Origin of the sequence: Streptomyces sporangiiformans (assembly GCF_005768555.2) — a bacterium.
In the GTDB taxonomy this organism is placed as follows: domain Bacteria; phylum Actinomycetota; class Actinomycetes; order Streptomycetales; family Streptomycetaceae; genus Streptomyces; species Streptomyces sporangiiformans.
Window position 1 is genome coordinate 1 of sequence record NZ_VCHX02000153.1, and the last position, 20816, is coordinate 20816.

The following is a 20816-nucleotide window of genomic DNA, read 5'->3' on the forward strand; positions in this document are numbered from 1 at the left end:
AGGAAACCCGCACGCTGTACCAACACCGGGCCGTACGCCCCCGCGGCGACGGGCGGACGCACCGGCACACGACCCCGACCCACACACCACCCCACCACCCCACCACCCCACCCAGCGGCAGCGACAACGCGGAGCGACTAGCCCTCTGCCACCACCACCGCCGAAGCCACCCCCGCGTCATGGCTCAGCGACACATGCCACGACCGCACCCCCAGCTCGGCAGCCCGCGCCGCCACCGTCCCGCGTACGCGCAACCGCGGCTGCCCACTGTCCTCGACGTACACCTCCGCGTCGGTCCAGTGCAGCCCACCAGGCGCCCCGAGCGCCTTGGCCACCGCCTCCTTCGCGGCGAACCGGGCCGCGAGCGAGGCGAATCCGCGCCGCTCCCCGCTGGGCAGCAGCAACTCGCGCTCCAGGAAAAGCCGTTCGGCCAGTCCGGGTGTCCGCTCCAGCGACGCCCGGAACCGATCGATCTCGGCAACGTCGATCCCCACCCCAATGATCACAAGGCCACTCTCACTCCACCAGTCACCAGGTCACTCCACCGTCACCAGGTCACTCCACCGTCACCGACTTCGCCAGATTCCGCGGCTGATCCACCTCGTTCCCCCGAGCCGTGGCCAGCTCGCAGGCGAAGACCTGCAACGGCACGGTGGTCACCAGGGGCTGAAGAAGCGTCGGCGTCGCGGGAACACGGATCAGATGGTCCGCGTACGGAACGACCGTCTCGTCGCCCTCCTCCGCGATCACGATCGTCCTGGCTCCCCGCGCCCGGATCTCCTGAATGTTCGACACGATCTTGTCGTGCAGCACCGACCTCCCCCGCGGCGACGGCACGACGACGACCACCGGCAGATCCTCCTCGATCAACGCGATCGGCCCGTGCTTCAACTCCCCCGCCGCGAACCCCTCGGCGTGCATGTACGCGAGTTCCTTGAGCTTCAGCGCGCCCTCCAGCGCGACCGGATACCCCACGTGCCGCCCCAGGAACAGCACCGTGCCCTTGCCGGCGAGCGACCGCGCCAGCTCCCGCACCGGCTCCATCGTCTCCAGCACCCGCTGGACCGCACCGGAGATCTCCGCCAGGTCCCGGACGACGGCCCTGATCTCGTCCCCCCACTTGGTGCCCCGCACCTGGCCCAGATACAGGGCCACCAGGTAGCAGGCCACGAGCTGTGTCAGAAACGCCTTGGTGGAGGCCACCGCGACCTCGGGCCCCGCACGCGTGTAGAGCACCGCGTCCGACTCGCGTGGAATCGTCGAACCGTTGGTGTTGCAGATCGCCAGCACCCTGGAGCCCTGCTCTCGTGCGTGCCGCAACGCCATCAGCGTGTCCATGGTCTCGCCGGACTGCGAGATGGCGATCACCAGCGACCGCGGATCCAGAATCGGATCCCGGTACCGGAACTCGCTCGCCAGCTCCACCTCGCACGGAATCCGCGTCCAGTGCTCGATCGCGTACTTGGCGATCAGCCCGGCGTGAAAGGCCGTCCCGCACGCCACGACGACGACCTTGTCGACCTCCCGCAGCACTCCGGGAGGAATCCGCACCTCATCGAGCGTCAGTGACCCGGCCGGATCGATCCGCCCGAGCAACGTATCGGCGACGGCCTTGGGCTGCTCGGCGATCTCCTTGAGCATGAAGTAGTCATAGCCGCCCATTTCGGCCGCCGAGGCGTCCCAGTCGACGTGGTACGACCGCACCTCGGCCGGCCGCCCGTCGAAGCCGGTGACCGTCACGCCGTCCCGGCGCAACTCCACCACCTGGTCCTGCCCCAGCTCGATCGCCGACCGCGTGTGCGCGATGAACGCGGCGACGTCCGAGGCGAGAAAGGACTCGCCGTCTCCCACGCCCACCACCAGCGGCGAGTTCCGCCGCGCCCCCACCACCACATCCGGCTCATCGGCGTGTACGGCCACCAGCGTGAAGGCCCCCTCCAGCCGCCGGCACACCAGCCGCATCGCCTCGGCCGGATCGGCGCACGCCGAGTACTCCTCGGCCAGCAGATGCGCGACGACCTCGGTGTCCGTCTCGGAGGCGAGCGTGTGCCCCCGCTCCGCCAACTCGGCTCGCAGACAGGCGAAGTTCTCGATGATCCCGTTGTGCACGACGGCCACGCGCCCCGCGTTGTCGAGATGCGGATGCGCGTTGGCGTCGGTCGGCCCGCCGTGCGTGGCCCACCGCGTGTGCCCGATCCCGGTGGTCCCGGTCGGCAACGGCCGGTCGCCCAGCTCCTTCTCCAGGTTGGCCAGCTTCCCGGCCTTCTTCGCCGCGGCCATCCCTCCGTCGGCCAGGATCGCGACGCCGGCCGAGTCGTACCCCCGGTACTCCAGCCGTTTCAGTCCGGCCATCACCACGTCGAGCGCCGCCTGCGCCCCCACGTAACCCACGATTCCGCACATGCGGGCAGCCTACGGCGCACCCTCGCCGTCCGCCCCTCACCCGCACTCGCTCCTCAGCCCTCCGCCCCCGTACCTCTGCCCCCAGCGCCGCACTTCTGACCCTGGAGCCCCAGCCGGCCCTCAGCCTCTAGCGCCCCCGCTCGACGCGCTCGATCGCCTCCTGTACGAGCTCCAGGTACTCCACTTCCTCGCAGCGCGGTTTGCTGCCCATCTCGTACAGGTCGATGCAGTCGTAGAGGTACTCCCCCAGGTCCTCGTCCGGCAGATCGGCGGCCAGTTCGCTGCACACACGGCCCTCCACATCCACCGCCGGGCCTCCGACCCCGACCCCGACCCCGACCTGCCCCCCGGCTCCGGCCACGGCACGGGCTCGGGCTCGGGCCCCGATCCTCACCCCGGGTCTGTGTCTGCCCACAAATCCACGCATACGGGAACGAACGGACATGGCCACTCCCAACCCCCAACGCTCCAGGAGGCGGCTCGCTCCCGGATGGCGGGAGGGACGCTATCCCCGCCTGACCTCCAGGTCTAGACCTCGGGACGCGTGTAGAACGCACAGACGTGACGGACCCCACCCGTCGCCTCCGCGGTACTCCCGTAACAATGGACTGTGATCTCTTCGGTCTCCTCGTTGCCGCGGAGCGCCCACCGGTCCAGGCCGGAGGCGACTCCCTACGTCGACCTCACCCGTGCCGAGTGGAGCGCGCTGCGCGAGAAGACGCCGCTCCCGCTGACCGCCGAGGAGGTCGAGAAGCTGCGCGGCCTGGGGGATGTCATCGACCTCGACGAGGTACGGGACATCTACCTGCCGCTGTCCCGGCTGCTGAATCTGTACGTCGGGGCCACCGACGGCCTCCGGAGCGCCCTCAACACGTTCCTGGGCGAGCAGGGCTCCCAGTCCGGCACCCCGTTCGTCATAGGGGTCGCGGGTTCCGTGGCGGTCGGCAAGTCGACCGTCGCCCGTCTCCTGCAGGCACTGCTGTCCCGCTGGCCCGAGCACCCGCGCGTGGAGCTGGTCACCACGGACGGCTTCCTGCTGCCCACCAAGGAGCTCCAGGACCGCGGCCTGCTGTCCCGCAAGGGCTTCCCCGAGTCGTACGACCGGCGGGCCCTGACCCGCTTCGTCGCGGACATCAAGGCCGGCAAGGACGAGGTGACCGCGCCCGTCTACTCGCACCTCATCTACGACATCGTGCCGGGCCAACTGCTCACCGTGCGCCGCCCCGACATCCTGATCGTCGAGGGCCTGAACGTCCTGCAGCCCGCCCTCCCGGGCAAGGACGGCCGCACCCGCGTCGGCCTCGCCGACTACTTCGACTTCAGCGTGTACGTCGACGCCCGGCCTGAGGACATCGAGCGCTGGTACCTGAATCGTTTCCGCAAACTCCGCGAGACGGCCTTCCAGAACCCGTCCTCGTACTTCCGCAAGTACACCCAGGTCTCCGAGGAGGAGGCGCTCGACTACGCCCGCACGACCTGGCGCACCATCAACAAGCCCAACCTCCTGGAGAACGTGGCCCCCACGCGCGGGCGCGCCGCCCTTGTCCTGCGCAAGGGCCCCGACCACAAAGTGCAGCGCCTGAGCCTGCGCAAGCTGTAGAAGACAGAAGAGAGACAGCTGTGCTCCACCTACGTCTGATCACCCCGGCCGACACGACGGACGAGGTGGTGCGCCTGATCGAGAAGACGGTCGGCACCGCCCACCTCGTGGTGCTGCCGGGCGCGGCCCACAACCCACCGGGTGACGTGGTGATGTGCGACGTCGCACGCGAGGCGGGCGACGAACTGCTCGCCGAACTCAGGGCGCTGGGCCTCGGCGAGGGCGGATCGATCGCTGTCGAGAACATCGACCTGTCGCTGTCGAAGCGCGCCGAGAAGGCGAAGGAGGACGCGCCGGGCGAAGGCGCGGACGCGGTGCTGTGGGAGCAGCTGGCGGACGCGACCCACGAGGAGTCGACGCTCTCCATCACGTACGTCGCGTTCCTCACGCTCGCCACGATGATCGCGGCCTGCGGCGTGGTCCTCGACAACGCGATCCTGATCGTGGGCGCGATGGCGGTCGGCCCGGAGTTCGGTCCGCTGGCCGGGATATGCACGGCACTGGTGCGGCGCGCCCCGCGGCTGGCGCTGCGCTCGCTGACGGCGCTGCTGGTGGGCTTCGCCATCGCCATGGCGGTGACGGTCGTCTTCAGCCTCTTCATGGACTCGATCGACCTCTTCAGCCAGGATCTGCTGAACGGCGATCGGCCCAACACGGCCTTCATCTACGCCCCCGACTGGTTCTCCTTCATCGTGGCCGCCCTCGCGGGCATCGCCGGCACGCTCTCGCTGACGTCGGCCAAATCGGGTGCGCTGGTCGGGGTCGCGATCTCCGTGACGACCGTCCCGGCAGCCGCCAACGCGGCGGTGGCCCTGAGCTACGGCGACACGAAACAGACCTGGGGCTCCACCGAGCAACTGCTCCTGAACTTGCTGGGCATCGTCCTCGCCGGCACGCTCACCCTGCTCGCCCAGAAGCTGCACTGGGCCAAGCAGCGTGAACGCACCGCCAAGAAACTCAAGGTGTAGGAGCCAGGTCCGCGGGGCCTAGCCCAGCGCGGACTTCACCACGTCCGCCAGCCGCCCGGCGACCGACCTCGCCTGGTCGAGGTCCGCGGCCTCGACCATCACGCGCACCAGCGGCTCGGTGCCCGACGGGCGCAGCAACACCCGCCCCGTGGAACCGAGTTCGCGCTCGGCCTCGGCGACCGCGGCCGCCAGCTCGGTGGAGGTCTTCACTCGCGACCGGTCGACGTCGGGCACGTTGATCAGCACCTGCGGCAGCCGCTCCATGACGGACGCGAGGTCCTGGAGCGTACGCCCCGTCTGGGCGACCCGCGCCGCAAGGAGCAGGCCGGTCAGCGTGCCGTCGCCGGTGGTCGCGTGGTCGAGGATGATCACGTGCCCGGACTGCTCGCCGCCGAGCGCGTAGTCGTGCTCCTTCATCTCCTCCAGCACGTAACGGTCGCCGACCGCCGTCTGGACCAGCGACAGCCCCTCGCGCTCCATGGCCAGCTTGAAGCCCAGGTTGGACATGACGGTCGCGACGACGGTGTCGGAGCGCAGCGCGGAGCGCTCCCGCATCGCCAGCGCGAGGACGGCCAGGATCTGGTCCCCGTCGACCTCGGTGCCCGTGTGGTCCACGGCGAGGCAGCGGTCGGCGTCGCCGTCGTGCGCGATGCCCAGGTCGGCGCCGTGCTCGACGACGGCGGCCTTCAGCAGGTCCAGGTGCGTGGAGCCGCACCCGTCGTTGATGTTCAGGCCGTCCGGCTCGGCACCGATGGTGACGACCTGGGCGCCCGCCCGTTCGAAGGCCTCGGGCGAGACCCGGGCGGCCGCGCCGTGCGCCTCGTCGAGGACGACCTTGATCCCGTCGAGGCGGTTCGGCAGCACACCGGTCAGATGCGCGACGTACTGGTCGGCGCCCTCGTCGTAGGACCGCACGCGGCCGACCCCGCCACCCGTCGGGCGGTCCCAGGGAGCTCCGGTGCGGTGCTCCTCGTACACGCCCTCGATCTTGTTCTCCAGTTCGTCCGCGAGCTTGTGGCCGCCGCGCGCGAAGAACTTGATGCCGTTGTCGGGCATGGCGTTGTGGCTGGCGGAGAGCATCACGCCGAGGTCGGCGCCGAGCGCGCCGGTGAGGTACGCCACGGCGGGCGTCGGCAGCACGCCGACGCGCAGGACGTCCACGCCCGCGCTGGCGAGGCCGGCGACCACGGCGGCCTCCAGGAACTCCCCGGACGCCCGCGGGTCCCGCCCGACCACCGCCGTGGGCCGGTGACCCTCGAAGGTGCCCGCCTCGGCCAGTACGTGCGCCGCCGCGACGGACAGGCCGAGCGCCAGCTCAGCCGTCAGGTCCGCGTTGGCGACACCGCGCACGCCGTCCGTGCCGAAGAGTCGTCCCACTGGTGTCCTCCGAACATGTTCAGAAATTGCGGCTCATGCCGAGTGTCCAGGTGTGCCTCAGCCAGGTATATCCCCCGGGCCTCATTCCCAGACTGTCGAAATCATGCGAATCGGTGGCATAAGACCGTGAATCGGTGGCGTAAGGCCCTGATAAGTGCCACCCGCCGTAAACGAACGCCCCGGCGGCACAGGGATGTGCCGCCGGGGCGATGCTGCGTACAGGCAGCGAGAGCAACTAAGCGCACTCGTCGAAGTCCGGTACGGTACCGCGCCCCGAAGGGGCGCGGGGAACTGCGCGACCAGCCACAACGGACCCGCAGTGGATAACCGGCCTCCGAGCGGAGCGTTAGCGCTTGCTGTACTGCGGGGCCTTGCGGGCCTTCTTCAGACCGGCCTTCTTGCGCTCGACCGCACGGTCGTCGCGACGGAGGAAGCCGGCCTTCTTCAGGGCGCCGCGGTTGTTGTCCACGTCCGCCTCGTTCAGGGCGCGGGCCACACCGAGGCGCAGGGCGCCGGCCTGGCCGGAGACACCGCCACCCGCGATGCGGGCGACGACGTCGTAGCGGCCCTCGAGCTCGAGCACCTTGAAGGGCTCGTTGACTTCCTGCTGGTGCACCTTGTTGGGGAAGTAGTCCTCAAGGGTGCGACCGTTGATCTTCCACTTGCCGGTGCCCGGGACGATCCGGACGCGGGCGATGGCGTTCTTGCGACGGCCCAGTCCGGCGGCCGGCTGCGGCTCACCGAAGCGGGAGGCAAGGGACTCCGAGGTGTACTCGCCCTCGACGGGGACCTCGGACTCGGTGGTGTACTGCTCGATGTCGACCAGCTCAGTCTCTTCGACCGGCTGCTCAGCGGTGGTCTCGGCCACGATTCTCCTCAGATTCTCTTCTGGTCTTAGGGGTGGCCGGACTTACTGCGCGACCTGGGTGATCTCGAACGGGACCGGCTGCTGAGCGGCGTGCGGGTGGTTCTCGCCCGCGTACACCTTCAGCTTCGAGAGCATCTGACGGCCCAGGGAGTTCTTCGGGAGCATGCCCTTGACGGCCTTCTCGACCGCTTTCTCGGGGTTCTTGTCCAGCAGCTCGTCGTAGCGGACGGAGCGCAGACCACCCGGGTACCCGGAGTGGCGGTAGGCCATCTTCTGGGTCCGCTTGTTGCCGGACAGGTGCACCTTGTCCGCGTTGATGATGATGACGAAGTCACCAGCGTCGACGTGCGGGGCGTAGATCGGCTTGTGCTTGCCCCGCAGAAGGGTGGCGGCGGTGGTCGCCAGACGCCCGAGAACGACGTCCCGGGCATCGATGACGTGCCACTGGCGAGTGATGTCGCCGGGCTTGGGGCTGTACGTACGCACGGTTCGTAGCCTTCGCTTCTGCAGTGAATGGGTCCTGACAAGGCCACCACGGACGATCACGACAGCCCTGACCGCACGGCGGCGACGCAACCGCATGCAGATCGCTGGTCATCGGTCCCGGTGGACCGGTGTAAGGGCCCCTCACGTGAGAATGAGCAAGCCAATACACATAACGAACAGCAACAATAGCTTCGGAGCCCTGTACGGGTCAAAACGGCTGACAGCAGGGCCGACGGGGGGTGACGGTGGAGCCCTCTGCCGGGCTGGGAACGGGGCGGCGCTCGCGTCCTCATGTCACGCCTGGGGCTCAAGTGGTGCGCGAGGCGGACGATTACACGTGTTGTCCCGACTAAGATGCGCCCCATGAGCTTTGGGCAGGGGGGACCCCAGTGGGGTCCCGGGGGATCGGGTTCTCAGCCGCCGCAGTGGGGACGCCAGACCCCGGACTGGGCGGCGCTCGCCGAGGCGTCCGAGTCGCGCAACCGGCGCCGCAGGCTGCTGCTGGTCGGCGGCGGCGCGCTCGCCACGGTCGCGATCGGCGCGGCCGTCGCCGTGGCCGTGGTCTCGGCCGACGGGAACGGCCAGGCGTCGAACAAGCCTGCCTCCGACCTCCCCGCGAGCACGGACATCCCGCCGGACACCACGGGCCCCGGCCCGTCGTTCGCGGAGACCTCGGCGCCTCCCCCGCTGGACCCGAAGGACTTCGTCTCCAGCGCGAAGAAGGACACGGCTCCGCTCAGCCCGGAGACCCTCTTCCCCGGTACGCGGCTGACGATGGGCGAGACCGTCTACAAGAAGGGCGCGGTCGCGTCCACGAAGAACTGCGCGTCGGCTGCCCAGGGCACGCTCGGGGCGGTTCTCACCAAGAACGACTGCGACCGCCTCATGCGCGTCACCTACTCCCTGGACGGCGTGGCGGTGACGGTCGGCGTGGCCGTCTTCGAGACCGAGGCCAAGGCGACCAAGGCGAAGAACGACGCCGACAACAAGAGCGTCGTCCAGTCGCTGTCGGGGTCCGGCGTCCCCGACTTCTGCCGCTCGGCGATCTGCCGCTCGACGACCAACTCGTACGGGCGCTACGCCTACTTCACGGTCGCCGGCTTCACCGACGGCAAGGACGTCGTACCGAAGGACTCCAAGGTCTTCACCACGGGTGACGACCTCGGCGAGTTCACCTTCCGCCAGATCCGCCGCCGCGGCGAGGCCCAGGCGTCAGCAGCGGCGAACCAGTAGGCGGTGCACCCCACAGGCGGGTGCACCCCACGGGCGGGCCATGGGCGCTGCAACCCGCAGGCTCCACCCCCCAGACGCTGCACCCGACAGGCGACCGCCCGCCCCTCCCCGCCTCGGCCGTCGCGCGGCCTCTCGCCGAGGCCGCGTGGATCTGGTCCCCGAGTCGGCTGTTCGAGCAGGCAGAATCTCGGCAGGGGATGTCTAGCAGGGGCGGAAAAGAATGCGTATGCGAGGGCGAGTCCAGCTCATAGGGGCCGGAGTCTCCGGCGCCCTGCTCGCCCCGCTCACGCTGTGGGCGACCCGGTCCGGGGACGCCAGGCTGAAATCCCGGCTCGTCCCGACGGACCTGGGCGAGCGGGACCCAGAGGCGACGCCCGCCGCGCGCCGGGTGTACGCGATGCTGGCCGGCCTCGAGAACGACGCGCGCCGCGGCAGGGCGACCCGCACCGTGATCGGCCAGCACGTCGAACTGCACAACGAGCGGTACAACCCGGAGTACGGCGACTACCGGGGCACCAAGCAGCCCGGCTACTACTACGGCAAGGCCCGCGACATCACCGGCCATCTCCCCGGTTTCGTGGAGGTGGACCTCGGCCCCGGCTACCACGAGCAGGGCTGGGCGGTGGGCGAGACGCGCTCGTACTCGCGCTCGTCGTGGCCGGGCTGCCGCCCGCACTGGGGGTACGCCGATGACGCGGTGGACCTGGCCGTCGGAGTGTGGGCGGGGCTGCCGCGCCCGGAGGACGGCTCGTACAACCCCTCCGGCACCCGCCAGGACTGCTCGTCGGGCACGGAAGTGAGCCTGCCGCACAACGGCGGCGGACCGGCGGGCATCGTCGGCTTCTCCTTCCACCAGCCCTACCCGGGCAGCCCCGTCAAGGGCTACGAACAGACGCTGCGCCACAACTCGCCGGGCGCGCAGGACTCCGGCTGGTTCGCCCGCGTGGTCACCCAGGGCAGCGCCGAGCACAAGGACCTGCTGTACGACCTCGGCTATCTCGCCGACCACCTCCAGTACCTCTCCGAGCGCGGAGTGCCGGTACTGCTGCGCCCGTACCACGAGATGAACACGGCCGCCGACAAGGACGGTTTCTGGTGGGCGGCGCAGGACCCGGCGGCGTACCGGAAGCTCTGGCGGATCACCTACGACTACCTCGTCGGCAGCCGTGGCCTGCACAACCTGATCTTCGTCTGGACACCCAACTCCTGGGACGGCCACTTCGGACTGGAGCCGTGGAAGTACTACCCCGGCGAGCGGTACGTCGACATCGTGGGCGTCGACGACTACAGCGACACCCCCTCCCGCCCCTTCCGCGGCGAGCGCTGGACCGAGTTCTGGTACCGCGGCCTGGAGCAGTACAGGAAGCCCCGCGTCATGGCCGAGTCCTTCCACGTACCACTTAATTCCGATCAAAAGCGAACACTTTCCAAGACGCCCTGGGTCCTGTGGACGGTGTGGGGTCAATCACTCACATACGACAACATCTCTTCGCCGCGCGGCAAGAACACCCCTGCCGACATGAAGCGGACATACAGCTCTCCGCAGGTCATCACGGGTAGCGACGGCGGTAAGTCGGGATTTGACTGGCGATCACTAAACAAGACCTGACGTGGTTACCTTTCAAACACAACTTGCTCACAACTGTTTGTTCGCGCACACAACCGTGGCAGGATTCGTCTACCTGTACGGCCGGGGTTGAAAGACGCCCGGGGGGGCATCTGAGCTGGCCGTGACGCCGAAGAAGACGTCGAGGGGCAATCCGCAAGGCCCGGGGTGGGGCAGTCGTTCGACGCGACGTCATGTCGCGTTTCCCAACTTCCGTGCACGGCTTGCCGCTCGGCGCCGCCGATCTCACGGAAGAGCCTGTAGCCGACATGGCATCGACACTGGTCGACGGGGGTGCCTCACACTCCCGGCACAACGCGAAGCTCGCGAAGCGCACCGCGGCATGGAGGCCAGGGATCCTGCCGTTCCTGATTCCGTTGGTGATCCTGCTCTTCTTCAGCCTGTGGTCCTACACGCCCACCGACTCGCCGCTCGCCTGGCTGATCACCATCGCCTGGGCCCTGCCGGTGCCCGGCGTGCTCGTCTCCGTGCAGGGCTTCATCCTGATCCGCCGCCGGGCCCGCAAGACCCACCTGATGACCCCGCCCGCCCCGGTGGAGCAGGACTTCCTGATCGTGCTCGTCCCCACCATCGGCCGGCACGACACCTATCCCGCCCTGGAGCGGTCCGTCCTCTCGTACGTGGAGCACCTCCCGAAGTGGTTCCCGTACATGCGCGTGGACGTCCTCACCGAGGAGGGCTGCGAGGCCACCGAGCGGATCGACACGCTGGCCGCCAGTCACCCGCTGATCCGCGTGGTCACGGTCCCGAAGGCCTACCAGACCAAGAACGGCACCCGCTTCAAGGCCCGCGCCAACAACTACGCCCACGAGCTGCGCATCGACGAGGGCGAGGCCCTGGAGAACGTCTGGGTGCTGCACATGGACGACGACACCGGTGTCGGCCCCGACACCGCCGCGTCCCTCTCCCAGTTCATCAACCGCCAGCGCCGCGCGACCCCCGACGAGGTCAAGCACATGGCCCAGGGCATCCTCACCTACCCGCGGGAGAACGCGGTGAGCCTGTTCACCTGGTTCGCCGACGCCATTCGTCCCGCCGACGACATCGCGCGCTTCCGCGCCTTCACCGGCCTCGGCACCCCCGCCGCGGGCGTGCACGGTGAGCTGCTGGTGCTGCGGGCCTCCATCGAGGCCGAGATCGGGTGGGACTTCGGCCCCAAGGAGATCGTCGAGGACGCCCGGCTCGCGCTGACCTTCTGCCGCCGCTACCCGGGCCGCAGCGACTGGTTCAACGGCCGCTGCTACGGCGCCTCACCGGCCAACGCCAAGGACTTCATCAAGCAGCGCGAACGCTGGGCCTGGGGCCTGGTCGCCCTCTGCTTCAACCGCAAGGTGCCGCTGCGCTACCGCTGGTTCCTCACGATCTGCGTCACCAGCTGGATCCTGGGACCCCTGCAGCACGTCGGCGCCATCCTGATCATGGGGTGGCTCATCGGCGACCTCAACACCTCTCCCGTGACCCAGTCCGTCGTCGTGCTGTGGTCCATCAGCTTCGCGTACGTCATCTGGGCGTACTGGGAAGGACTGCGGCTCAACGCGATCGCCTCGGCGAACGGCAGGCGCAAGTGGTGGGAGCCGTTCGCGGTCCTCCTCATGCTGCCGCTGTTCTCCCTCCTCGAAGGACTCGGCGGATTCAAGGGCTTCCTGAAGTTCCTGCGCCGCGAGGAGAACAAGTTCGTCGTCATCGCCAAGCCCGCCTGACCCGGAAGAGATCCCGACTCCCATGAAACGCGCCCGACTTCCTCTGCTCGCCGTGTTCCCCGTTGTCGTCATCTCCTCCGTGGTCGCCGTTCCCTTCGTCGTCGGCGACCACCCGCTGCGCTGGGAATCAGGCTCGGCCATCCCGCGTCTCGTACTCAACGGCGATGACGGCGGGCCGTCCGCCGGCTCACCGGAGCGCGACGGCACGACCGCGTCGGGCGGATCGTCGTCACCCACCACGGGCACCGCCAAGGTCGACAAGGTGGACAAGGAGTGGAAGAAGGGCATGCCGCAGTGGGGCGTGCAGGTGTACTGGGAGGACAACCCCGACCACTCCCTGAAGTACGTCGAGAAGCAGGCCCGGCTGCACGCCGACTACCTGGTCGGCCTCCACGCCAACTCCGTCAGCGTGACCTTCCCGTTCTACACGGGCAACCGCTCCTCGACGAAGATCGCCCACGGCGACAAGACCCCGACCCCCGAGCGCCTCGGCCATGTGCTGCGGATCTTCCACGAGGCCGGGCTGCGCACCACCGTCCGGCCCCTCATGGACGAGAAGTCCCTCGACCCTCCGACCGGCTGGCGCGGAAACATCAAACCCGCAGGCCGGGGCGCGTGGTTCGCCTCCTACCAGAAGTTCCTGACCCCGTATCTGAAGGTCGCGGAGAACGAGAAGGCGACCACCTTCGTCATCGGCACCGAGCTGAACTCCATGGAGGGAGACGCCCACTGGGACGGGCTCGTGGACGATGCCGAGAAGCTCTTCGGCGGCGAGGTCGCGTACGACTCGAACTGGGACGCGTACGTCCAGGGCCCCGTCAACATGCCCGTCAACCACCTCGGTGTCGATGCCTACTTCCCGGTCGAGGCCGACGACGACGCGTCGGTGGACACCCTCGTCAAGGGATGGCAGAAGTGGCTGGACCGGAAGGCCACCGGTCCGCTGCCGAAGATCACCCTCGCCGAGGCCGGCATCGGCGCGATGAACGGCGCGTACGACGCTCCCGGCGACTTCTACACCAAGCGGACCGTCAACCCGCAGGTGCAGGCGAACTGGTACACCGCTGTCTGCCGGGTCGTCCGGGAGCGAAAGATGTCCGGCGTGTACTGGTGGTCGATCTACTTCGACGACAACCCGAACACCAAGCCCAACGACAAGAAGCAGTCCCGGCTCGACTTCGCCGGACGGCCCAAGACGGAGAAGGCCGTCAAGGCCTGTTTCACCTCAAACTACGCCGGGCCGGGCAACGCGGCCTCGCCCTGACGCAGTTTCCCTGATCCCCCTGACGCAGTTCCTCTGACGCAGTTCCCCTCCCCCACACCACCCACCCGAGCGATGGAGCACCCCCACGCGCCACTCTCCATCTAGTCCCGCGACACAAGGCGGACACGACAATGACTGAAGCGATCCTTCTCGTCGGCGGTCAGGGCACCCGGCTGCGGCCCCTGACCAGTCACACGCCCAAGCCGCTGCTGCCGGTGGCCGGGGTGCCGTTCCTCACGCACCAACTGGCCCGCGCGGCGGCCGCAGGGGTCACCCGGATCGTTTTCGCGACCTCCTACCTGGCGGAACTCTTCGAGGAGGAGTTCGGGGACGGCGCCGGTCTCGGCCTGGAACTGGAGTACGTCACCGAGGAGACGGCACTCGGCACCGGCGGAGCCATCCGGAACGCCGCCGAGCGGCTGCGCAGCGGCCCCGACGAGCCGGTGCTGGTGTTCAACGGCGACATCCTCTCCGGCGTGGACATCGCCGCCCTGCGGGACGGTCACCGCGCCTCGGGAGCGGATGTCACCCTGCATCTGAAGCGGGTGGCCGATCCCCGTGCGTTCGGCCTGGTCCCCACCGACGCCGAGGGCCGCGTCCAGGCGTTCCTGGAGAAGCCCCAGACCCCCGAAGAGATCATCACCGACCAGATCAACGCGGGCTGCTACGTCTTCACCCGATCCGTGCTCGACCGTATCCCGGCCGGCCGAGTCGTCTCCGTGGAGCGCGAGACCTTCCCCGAACTGCTGGCGTCGGGCGCGCATCTGCGCGGAGTCGTCGACGACAGCTACTGGCTCGACCTGGGCACTCCCGCCGCGTTCGTCCAGGGCTCGGCCGACCTCGTGCGCGGCCGGGTCACCTCCCCGGCGCTGCCCGGCCCGGTGGGCGACGCCCTGGTACTGCCCGGTGCCCAGGTGCACCGCGACGCCCTGCTCAGCGGGGGCACGGTCGTGGCCGACGGGGCAGTGGTCGGCGAAGGAGCGGTCGTCGAGGGCAGCGTGGTGCTGGCCGGCGCCGTGATCGCCGCCCGGGCCAGCGTGCATGCCTCCGTCGTGGGACGGCACGCCCGCATCGGTGAGGGCAGTGTCCTGGACGCCGTGGTCGTCGGCGACCACGCCGAGGTGGCGGAGGGCAACGAACTCCCCGCCGGCCTGCGCATCGCCTGCGGCGCCGTCCTGCCCGCCCACGGCGTCCGGATATCGGCATCACCGCGGCCCTGCACAGCGCAGGACCTCGCGCACTCCGGAGCACCCCATGCGTCGCCGGCCGCCCGCTGACCACCCGGGCCCCGACGGCCATGGGCAGCAGCCGTACGTGCAGACGTATGGGGAGACGTATGGGGAGACGTACGCGGAGCCGCACGAGGGGCAGGAACAGTACGGGCAGGAACAGTACGGGCAGGAACAGTACGGGCAGGAACAGTACGGGCAGGGACAGTACGGGCAGCACGGCTACCAGCAACAGCCGTACCCGCAACAGCCGTACGGACAGCACAGTTACGGGCAGCAGGGCTACGCACAGCAGCAGGGCTACCCCCAACAGCCGTACCGGCAGCAAGGCTACGGACAGCAGCAGTACAGCCGTCCGCCCGTGCCGCAGCAGTACGTCGGCCAGATCGCCCCGAGGCAGCCCCAGCACCACCCCTACGAGCCGTACGCCCCCGAGCCCATCGACGGCGGTATCCCGGGCCGTGTCCGAAGGCCGGAACCGGAACCGGAACCGGCACCGGCACCGGCACCAAGACCGGAACCGCCTCCGGAGCCCGCACCCATGCGGACCCGCTTCGGGGCCGTCGACGGCCTGCGCGGACTCGCCATCCTCTCCGTGCTGCTCTACCACACCAACTGGTTCAGCAGCGGTCTGTTCGGCGTGGACGCCTTCTTCGTCCTCTCCGGCTTTCTCACCACGCTCGTCCTCACCCGCGAGGTGGAGCGCACCGGCCGTATCCGCATCGGCCGCTTCTACCGCCGCCGTTTCAAGCGGCTGCTGCCGGGCCTGCTGGTGACCCTCGCCCTGGTCGTGGCGGTCTCCCGTCTCACCAGCCCGCCGAAGGAGGCCCGCGTCATCTCGGAGCAGGCGCTCGGGGCGCTCCTTCAGGTCGGCAACTGGGCCCAGATCGCCCGCGGTGACGCGTACTCGGACCACCACGTCGGGACCGTACAGCCGCTGTCCGCCCTGTGGTCGCTGAGCCTGACCGAGCAGTTCTATGTGGTGTGGCCGCTGGTCCTCGTCGTGTCCTTCGCCGTCTTCCGCAGACACGTGCTGCCGGTCGCGGTGCTCACGGTGCTGATCTGCGGCGCCTCGGCACTGGTCGCGCCGGTGCTGTGGAGGCGCGGCGTCCACGACGCCGACTACCTGTACCTGGCGACGCACACCCGCGCCGTGGCCTTCATGGCGGGCGCGGCGGCCGCGTTCGTCGTGTACCTGGTGCAGCGGCGGGCGCACCGGAGCGGGCGGCGCCAGGCCAAGGGCGGCTTCGCGTACCACCTCGCCTCGCTCACCGCGATCGCGTCCCTGGCCGGGGTGATCTACCTCAGCGTCGAGGTGAGCACCTACCACGACCCCCGGCTCTACAAGGGCGGACTGGCGGTCATCGCCTTCCTGATCGCGCTGACGGCCGCCTGCCTCAGCACGGACCGCGGCCCGCTGGCCCGAGTGCTCCAGATGAAGCCGCTGATGGAGATCGGCCAGATCTCGTACAGCATGTACCTGTTGCACCTGCCGGTGTACTGGCTGCTGTTGATGCTCTCCCCCGACCTCAAGCCCTACGCGCTGTTCATCCTGGGTACCGGACTCACCTGGCTGGCCGCGATGATCATGCACTACACCCTTGAGCGGAGCCGAGCGCGCGACTGGCGGCCGATCACGGCGGTCCCGCTGTTCGCCGCGGCCTCCCTGGCCATCGCGGCGGGCGCGCACCAGCTGCAGCGGTAACCGTCCGCCGCGCACAGCGGGCGCACAGCGGCCGAGAGCGGCTGCGCCGGGCAGAGCCTGTCAGCAGAAGTCTCAGCAGCAGCCCGTGGGCGGCAGCGTCCGCTTGTTCCGTGCCTCCTTGTTCCGCGCGGCCAGCAACTCGTCCGGCGGGTAGCCGACCTCCTCCAACGTCAGCCCGTGCGGCCGTACGACATGCACGGCGGAGTCCCGGACGCCGACGGCCAGCACCTTCCCGGGCCAGTCGGGGGCCCGATGCCCGTCCCCCACGAACAACAGCGCCCCGATCAGCGACCGCACCATGTTGTGGCAGAACGCATCGGCGCGCACCGTGGCGGTGATGATCCCGTCGGCACCCTTGCTCAGGCTCAGCTCCTGCAGCGTACGAATCGTCGTCGCGCCCTCCCGCTTCTTGCAGTAGGCCGCGAAGTCGTGCTCCCCGACGAGGGCTTGGGCCGCCTCGTTCATGGCGTCGACGTCGAGGGGCCAGTCGTGCCAGAGGACGTGGCCCCGCAGGAGAGGGTCGACGCCGCCCGGGTTGTCGGTGACGCGGTAGGCGTATCGCCGCCAGATCGCGGAGAACCGCGCGTTGAACCCGCTGGGTGCCTCCCTCAGGGCCCACACCCGTACGTCCTTGGGCAGCCGCCCGGCCAGCCGTTTGAGCAGCTTCCCCCGGTGCTCCGCCCACAGCCCCTGAGGCAGATCGACGTGCGCGACCTGCCCCCGGGCATGCACCCCGGCATCGGTCCGCCCGGCAACGGTCAGCTCGTACGTGGTGTCCCTCGACCGCGTCACCGTACGCAGGGCGTCCTCGACTTCCCCCTGTACGGTCCGCCGCCCCCCGGCCTGCTTGGCCCACCCGGAGAACTCGCTCCCGTCATACGAAAGATCGAGCCGCACCCGTACGAACCCGGGCTGCACTTCGTCACTCACACCTAGATCCTCTCAGGACTCGGGGACACGAAAGCGGGCCCGCCCCGAAGGGCGGACCCGCTCAACGCAAGGCGAAACCTCAGGCGTCCTTGGACTCGCCCTCGGCGTCGGCCGGCTTCGCGTCCTCGACCTCTTCGGCAGCCTCGGTGGCCTCCGGAGCGTCCTTCGTGAGCACGTCCTCCTTCTTGAGGGCGTCCTCCTTCACGGCACGCTTGGTCGCAGCCTCGGCCTCACCCGTGGCCTGCTGCGCCACGGTCAGCGCCTCCACCAGCTCGATGACCGCCATGGGCGCGTTGTCGCCCCGACGGTTACCGATCTTGGTGATACGGGTGTAGCCGCCCGGACGGTTCTCGTACCGCGGGCCGATCTCGGTGAAGAGCGTGTGGACGACGCTCTTGTCCGTGATGACCTGGAGCACCTGACGGCGGTTGTGAAGGTCGCCCTTCTTCGCCTTGGTGACCAGACGCTCGGCGTACGGCCGCAGACGGCGGGCCTTCGCCTCGGTGGTGGTGATACGGCCGTGCTCGAACAGCGCCTTCGCGAGGTTCGCGAGGAGCAGCTTCTCGTGCGCGGCGCTGCCGCCCAGACGGGCACCCTTGGTGGGCTTCGGCATGGTGTTTCTCCTAGGTGTCTGCCCCGGCCGTATCAGGTACCGGGGTCAGTATCCGAGCAGGCGGTCGCCTGTCGGAGACCCCGCGCCCCATAGGGGCGCGGGGAACTGCGCGACCAGCCACAACGGTCCCGCAGCCAAGAACCGGCGTCGGTCCCGAGCTCTTAGTACTGCTCGGTCTCGACGAACCCGGCGTCCGCGTCGTCGTCCGCGCCAAAGGCGTCGGCCGCCGCGGTCGGGTCGAATCCGGGCGGGCTGTCCTTCAGGGCCAGGCCCATACCGGCCAGCTTCGCCTTGACCTCGTCGATCGACTTCGCACCGAAGTTACGAATGTCGAGCAGGTCGGCCTCAGAGCGAGCCACGAGCTCACCCACGGAGTGGATGCCCTCACGCTTGAGGCAGTTGTACGACCGAACGGTGAGCTCGAGCTCCTCGATCGGAAGCGCCAGATCGGCAGCGAGCGCGGCGTCCGTCGGGGACGGACCCATGTCGATGCCCTCGGCGTCGATGTTGAGCTCGCGGGCGAGCCCGAACAGCTCGACCAGCGTCTTACCGGCGGAAGCCATGGCGTCACGCGGACGCATGGCCTGCTTGGTCTCGACGTCGACGATCAGCTTGTCGAAGTCGGTGCGCTGCTCGACACGCGTGGCCTCGACCTTGTACGTGACCTTGAGCACCGGCGAGTAGATGGAGTCGACCGGGATACGCCCGATCTCCTGGCCCACCTGCTTGTTCTGCACCGCGGAGACGTAACCGCGGCCGCGCTCGACCGTCAGCTCCATCTCCAGCTTGCCCTTGCCGTTGAGCGTGGCGAGGACGAGGTCGGGGTTGTGCACCTCGACACCGGCCGGCGGCGCGATGTCGGCGGCGGTGACGAGACCCGGCCCCTGCTTGCGCAGGTACATCACGACAGGCTCGTCGTGCTCACTGCTCACGACGAGCTGCTTGATGTTGAGGATCAGGTCGGTGACGTCCTCCTTGACGCCCGGCACGGTGGTGAACTCGTGCAGAACGCCGTCGATGCGGATGGACGTGACCGCCGCACCCGGAATCGAGGAGAGGAGCGTACGACGCAGGGAGTTGCCGAGGGTGTAACCGAAGCCCGGCTCCAGCGGCTCGATCACGAACCGGGAGCGGAACTCGTCGACGACCTCTTCGGTCAACGAGGGACGCTGAGCGATCAGCATGTGTGGATCAGATCCTTCATTCGTGGGCGCCCGCTATTTGACGCCCGACGGAACCCGCACGGTCACCCGGCGGGGTACTGCAAGGGTACGGGCGATACGGCTCATATAAAGAGCCGTACCGCCCGAAAACCTCAAACCAAGCGTCCGTACGTCAGACGCGACGGCGCTTGGGCGGACGGCAGCCGTTGTGCGGGGTGGGCGTGACGTCCTGGATGGAGCCGACCTCGAGACCGGTCGCCTGCAGCGAACGGATGGCCGTCTCGCGACCCGAGCCCGGGCCCTTCACGAAGACGTCGACCTTGCGCATGCCGTGCTCCTGCGCGCGACGGGCAGCCGACTCGGCAGCCATCTGCGCGGCGAAGGGGGTGGACTTGCGCGAGCCCTTGAAGCCGACGTGGCCGGCGGAGGCCCAGGAGATCACGTTGCCGGTCGGGTCCGTGATCGAAACGATGGTGTTGTTGAACGTGCTCTTGATGTGCGCGTGGCCGTGAGCGACGTTCTTCTTTTCCTTGCGGCGCACCTTCTTGGTAGCGCCCTGACGACCCTTGGGGGGCATGTCTTTACTCCTACAGGGAGGTGGTCGGTCCTACAGCGAAGACCGCTGATGAAGCGTGGTCCGCTGCGGACTACTTCTTGCCCGGCTTCTTCTTACCGGCGATGGCGCGACGCGGGCCCTTGCGGGTGCGGGCGTTGGTGCTGGTGCGCTGACCGTGGACGGGCAGGCCACGACGGTGACGCAGGCCCTGGTAGCAGCCGATCTCCACCTTGCGGCGGATGTCGGCCTGAACCTCACGACGGAGGTCACCCTCGGTCTTGATGTTGTTGTCCACGTACTCGCGGATCTTGACCAGCTCCTCCTCGGAGAGGTCGCGAACGCGGGTGTTCGGGTTGACGCCGGTCTCGGCCAGCGTCTTCTGCGAGAGAGTCCGGCCGATGCCGAACACATAGGTGAGGGCGACCTCCACGCGCTTCTCGCGCGGGATGTCAACACCGGAAACGCGTGCCATTCAATGGCTCCAGTTGTCGTTCGGAGGTCTTCCGCAGAACCGGCTCCCAGCCGCCGTATGAGGTACGAACTGGGTCCCCGGCCTCCGACCGGGGGTGTCGGATCCCTGTGAACAGTGGATCCGGGCTCTGCGTATGAACATGTACTGCTTGCGTCGCGCGAAGAATCTGCGGATGCAGAAGGTGGGTCGTGCGTCAGCCCTGGCGCTGCTTGTGGCGCGGGTTGTCGCAGATGACCATGACCCGGCCGTGACGGCGGATCACCCTGCACTTGTCGCAGATCTTCTTGACGCTCGGCTTGACCTTCATTGGGTGAGGTTCTCCGGGTCAGTGCCACCACCCCGCCGAAGCGGAGTGCGGGCAAGATCTACTTGTATCGGTAGACGATCCGGCCACGCGTCAGGTCGTACGGAGACAACTCCACCACGACCCGGTCGTCAGGGAGGATGCGGATGTAGTGCATGCGCATCTTGCCGCTGATATGTGCCAGGACCTGGTGGCCGTTCTGGAGCTCGACCTTGAACATGGCGTTCGGAAGAGACTCGACGACAGTGCCCTCGATCTCGATGGCACCTTGCTTCTTGGCCACGCTTCGCCCTTCGAATCGACTACCTTGAGCGACTC

At 68.7% G+C, this 20816-nt stretch carries 20 protein-coding genes and 1 pseudogene; 8 read left to right on the forward strand and 13 right to left on the reverse strand.

Annotated elements, in window-relative coordinates:
• Positions 1-137: 137 nt before the first annotated feature.
• From FGD71_RS23830 to FGD71_RS47490, 3 genes are all read right to left on the reverse strand, one after another.
• The gene (locus tag FGD71_RS23830; RefSeq protein ID WP_119102552.1) at positions 138-506 is read right to left on the reverse strand and encodes a holo-ACP synthase; all 369 of its coding nucleotides are present in this window, start codon (positions 504-506) and stop codon (positions 138-140) included.
• A gap of 49 nt (positions 507-555) precedes the next feature.
• Positions 556-2403, reverse strand: a complete 1848-nt coding sequence (gene glmS, locus FGD71_RS23835) for a glutamine--fructose-6-phosphate transaminase (isomerizing) (RefSeq protein ID WP_119102553.1) — start codon at positions 2401-2403, stop codon at positions 556-558.
• A gap of 127 nt (positions 2404-2530) precedes the next feature.
• Positions 2531-2692, reverse strand: coding sequence for a hypothetical protein (locus tag FGD71_RS47490; protein WP_162931211.1), 162 nt, complete (start codon positions 2690-2692; stop codon positions 2531-2533).
• A gap of 321 nt (positions 2693-3013) precedes the next feature.
• On the opposite strand from FGD71_RS47490, the gene coaA reads away from it, so the two are divergent.
• Both coaA and FGD71_RS23845 read left to right on the forward strand, forming a co-directional pair.
• Positions 3014-4003: a type I pantothenate kinase gene (coaA, locus tag FGD71_RS23840; RefSeq protein ID WP_119102555.1), complete on the forward strand. Its 990-nt coding sequence runs from the start codon at positions 3014-3016 to the stop codon at positions 4001-4003.
• Positions 4004-4023: 20 nt separating this feature from the next.
• Entirely contained in the window at positions 4024-4971 is a 948-nt protein-coding gene (locus FGD71_RS23845) for a DUF389 domain-containing protein (protein ID WP_119102556.1), read from the forward strand.
• Positions 4972-4989: 18 nt separating this feature from the next.
• Here FGD71_RS23845 and glmM read toward each other — a convergent pair whose 3' ends face one another.
• From glmM to rplM, 3 genes are all read right to left on the reverse strand, one after another.
• Positions 4990-6348, reverse strand: coding sequence for a phosphoglucosamine mutase (gene glmM, locus FGD71_RS23850; protein WP_119102557.1), 1359 nt, complete (start codon positions 6346-6348; stop codon positions 4990-4992).
• 346 nt (positions 6349-6694) lie between these two features.
• Positions 6695-7216 (reverse strand): 30S ribosomal protein S9, encoded by a 522-nt coding sequence (gene rpsI, locus FGD71_RS23855; RefSeq protein WP_119102558.1) that lies wholly within the window; start codon positions 7214-7216, stop codon positions 6695-6697.
• A gap of 42 nt (positions 7217-7258) precedes the next feature.
• Positions 7259-7702 (reverse strand): 50S ribosomal protein L13, encoded by a 444-nt coding sequence (gene rplM, locus FGD71_RS23860; RefSeq protein ID WP_119102559.1) that lies wholly within the window; start codon positions 7700-7702, stop codon positions 7259-7261.
• 363 nt (positions 7703-8065) lie between these two features.
• Between rplM and FGD71_RS23865 the strand changes: the two genes are divergently transcribed.
• The 6 genes and pseudogenes from FGD71_RS23865 (at position 8066) to FGD71_RS23890 (ending at position 16460) form a co-directional block, all read left to right on the forward strand.
• The gene (locus FGD71_RS23865; protein WP_119102560.1) at positions 8066-8935 is read left to right on the forward strand and encodes a hypothetical protein; all 870 of its coding nucleotides are present in this window, start codon (positions 8066-8068) and stop codon (positions 8933-8935) included.
• Between the two features lie 226 nt (positions 8936-9161).
• The gene (locus FGD71_RS23870; RefSeq protein ID WP_162931212.1) at positions 9162-10544 is read left to right on the forward strand and encodes a glycoside hydrolase family 26 protein; all 1383 of its coding nucleotides are present in this window, start codon (positions 9162-9164) and stop codon (positions 10542-10544) included.
• Positions 10545-10810: 266 nt separating this feature from the next.
• Positions 10811-12262, forward strand: a complete 1452-nt coding sequence (locus tag FGD71_RS23875) for a glycosyltransferase family 2 protein (RefSeq protein ID WP_119102562.1) — start codon at positions 10811-10813, stop codon at positions 12260-12262.
• A 22-nt stretch (positions 12263-12284) separates the two neighbouring features.
• The gene (locus tag FGD71_RS23880) at positions 12285-13526 is read left to right on the forward strand and encodes a glycoside hydrolase family 113 (protein WP_119102563.1); all 1242 of its coding nucleotides are present in this window, start codon (positions 12285-12287) and stop codon (positions 13524-13526) included.
• 131 nt (positions 13527-13657) lie between these two features.
• Positions 13658-14731: pseudogene (gene manB, locus FGD71_RS23885) on the forward strand (mannose-1-phosphate guanylyltransferase); the annotation flags it as partial.
• 49 nt (positions 14732-14780) lie between these two features.
• Positions 14781-16460: an acyltransferase family protein gene (locus FGD71_RS23890; protein ID WP_119102565.1), complete on the forward strand. Its 1680-nt coding sequence runs from the start codon at positions 14781-14783 to the stop codon at positions 16458-16460.
• A gap of 72 nt (positions 16461-16532) precedes the next feature.
• Here the strand turns inward: FGD71_RS23890 and truA are convergent, their stop codons facing one another.
• From truA to infA, 7 genes are all read right to left on the reverse strand, one after another.
• Positions 16533-17390, reverse strand: a complete 858-nt coding sequence (gene truA, locus FGD71_RS23895; RefSeq protein ID WP_119102566.1) for a tRNA pseudouridine(38-40) synthase TruA — start codon at positions 17388-17390, stop codon at positions 16533-16535.
• 79 nt (positions 17391-17469) lie between these two features.
• Positions 17470-18003: a 50S ribosomal protein L17 gene (gene rplQ / locus FGD71_RS23900; protein ID WP_119102567.1), complete on the reverse strand. Its 534-nt coding sequence runs from the start codon at positions 18001-18003 to the stop codon at positions 17470-17472.
• Between the two features lie 161 nt (positions 18004-18164).
• The gene (locus FGD71_RS23905; RefSeq protein ID WP_003966937.1) at positions 18165-19187 is read right to left on the reverse strand and encodes a DNA-directed RNA polymerase subunit alpha; all 1023 of its coding nucleotides are present in this window, start codon (positions 19185-19187) and stop codon (positions 18165-18167) included.
• Between the two features lie 151 nt (positions 19188-19338).
• A complete protein-coding gene (gene rpsK, locus FGD71_RS23910; RefSeq protein ID WP_007443997.1) occupies positions 19339-19743 on the reverse strand; it encodes a 30S ribosomal protein S11 in 405 nt (134 codons plus the stop codon).
• Positions 19744-19813: 70 nt separating this feature from the next.
• Entirely contained in the window at positions 19814-20194 is a 381-nt protein-coding gene (rpsM, locus tag FGD71_RS23915; RefSeq protein ID WP_119102568.1) for a 30S ribosomal protein S13, read from the reverse strand.
• Positions 20195-20387: 193 nt separating this feature from the next.
• Entirely contained in the window at positions 20388-20501 is a 114-nt protein-coding gene (gene rpmJ / locus FGD71_RS23920; RefSeq protein WP_003974245.1) for a 50S ribosomal protein L36, read from the reverse strand.
• A gap of 58 nt (positions 20502-20559) precedes the next feature.
• On the reverse strand, positions 20560-20781 hold the full coding sequence (gene infA, locus FGD71_RS23925; RefSeq protein WP_003948620.1) for a translation initiation factor IF-1: 222 nt from the start codon (positions 20779-20781) through the stop codon (positions 20560-20562).
• Positions 20782-20816: the final 35 nt, after the last annotated feature.

What these genes read in the sequence shown, in the direction of transcription:
- rpsK (WP_007443997.1), bottom strand. Translation starts at nt 19,743, where the DNA reads ATGCCCCCCAAGGGTCGTCAGGGCGCTACCAAGAAGGTGCGCCGCAAG.
- FGD71_RS23875 (WP_119102562.1), top strand. Translation starts at nt 10,811, where the DNA reads ATGGCATCGACACTGGTCGACGGGGGTGCCTCACACTCCCGGCACAAC.
- rplQ (WP_119102567.1), bottom strand. Translation starts at nt 18,003, where the DNA reads ATGCCGAAGCCCACCAAGGGTGCCCGTCTGGGCGGCAGCGCCGCGCAC.
- rpsM (WP_119102568.1), bottom strand. Translation starts at nt 20,194, where the DNA reads ATGGCACGCGTTTCCGGTGTTGACATCCCGCGCGAGAAGCGCGTGGAG.
- FGD71_RS23880 (WP_119102563.1), top strand. Translation starts at nt 12,285, where the DNA reads ATGAAACGCGCCCGACTTCCTCTGCTCGCCGTGTTCCCCGTTGTCGTC.
- FGD71_RS23890 (WP_119102565.1), top strand. Translation starts at nt 14,781, where the DNA reads ATGCGTCGCCGGCCGCCCGCTGACCACCCGGGCCCCGACGGCCATGGG.
- rpmJ (WP_003974245.1), bottom strand. Translation starts at nt 20,501, where the DNA reads ATGAAGGTCAAGCCGAGCGTCAAGAAGATCTGCGACAAGTGCAGGGTG.
- FGD71_RS23865 (WP_119102560.1), top strand. Translation starts at nt 8,066, where the DNA reads ATGAGCTTTGGGCAGGGGGGACCCCAGTGGGGTCCCGGGGGATCGGGT.
- glmS (WP_119102553.1), bottom strand. Translation starts at nt 2,403, where the DNA reads ATGTGCGGAATCGTGGGTTACGTGGGGGCGCAGGCGGCGCTCGACGTG.
- FGD71_RS23905 (WP_003966937.1), bottom strand. Translation starts at nt 19,187, where the DNA reads ATGCTGATCGCTCAGCGTCCCTCGTTGACCGAAGAGGTCGTCGACGAG.
- FGD71_RS23870 (WP_162931212.1), top strand. Translation starts at nt 9,162, where the DNA reads ATGCGAGGGCGAGTCCAGCTCATAGGGGCCGGAGTCTCCGGCGCCCTG.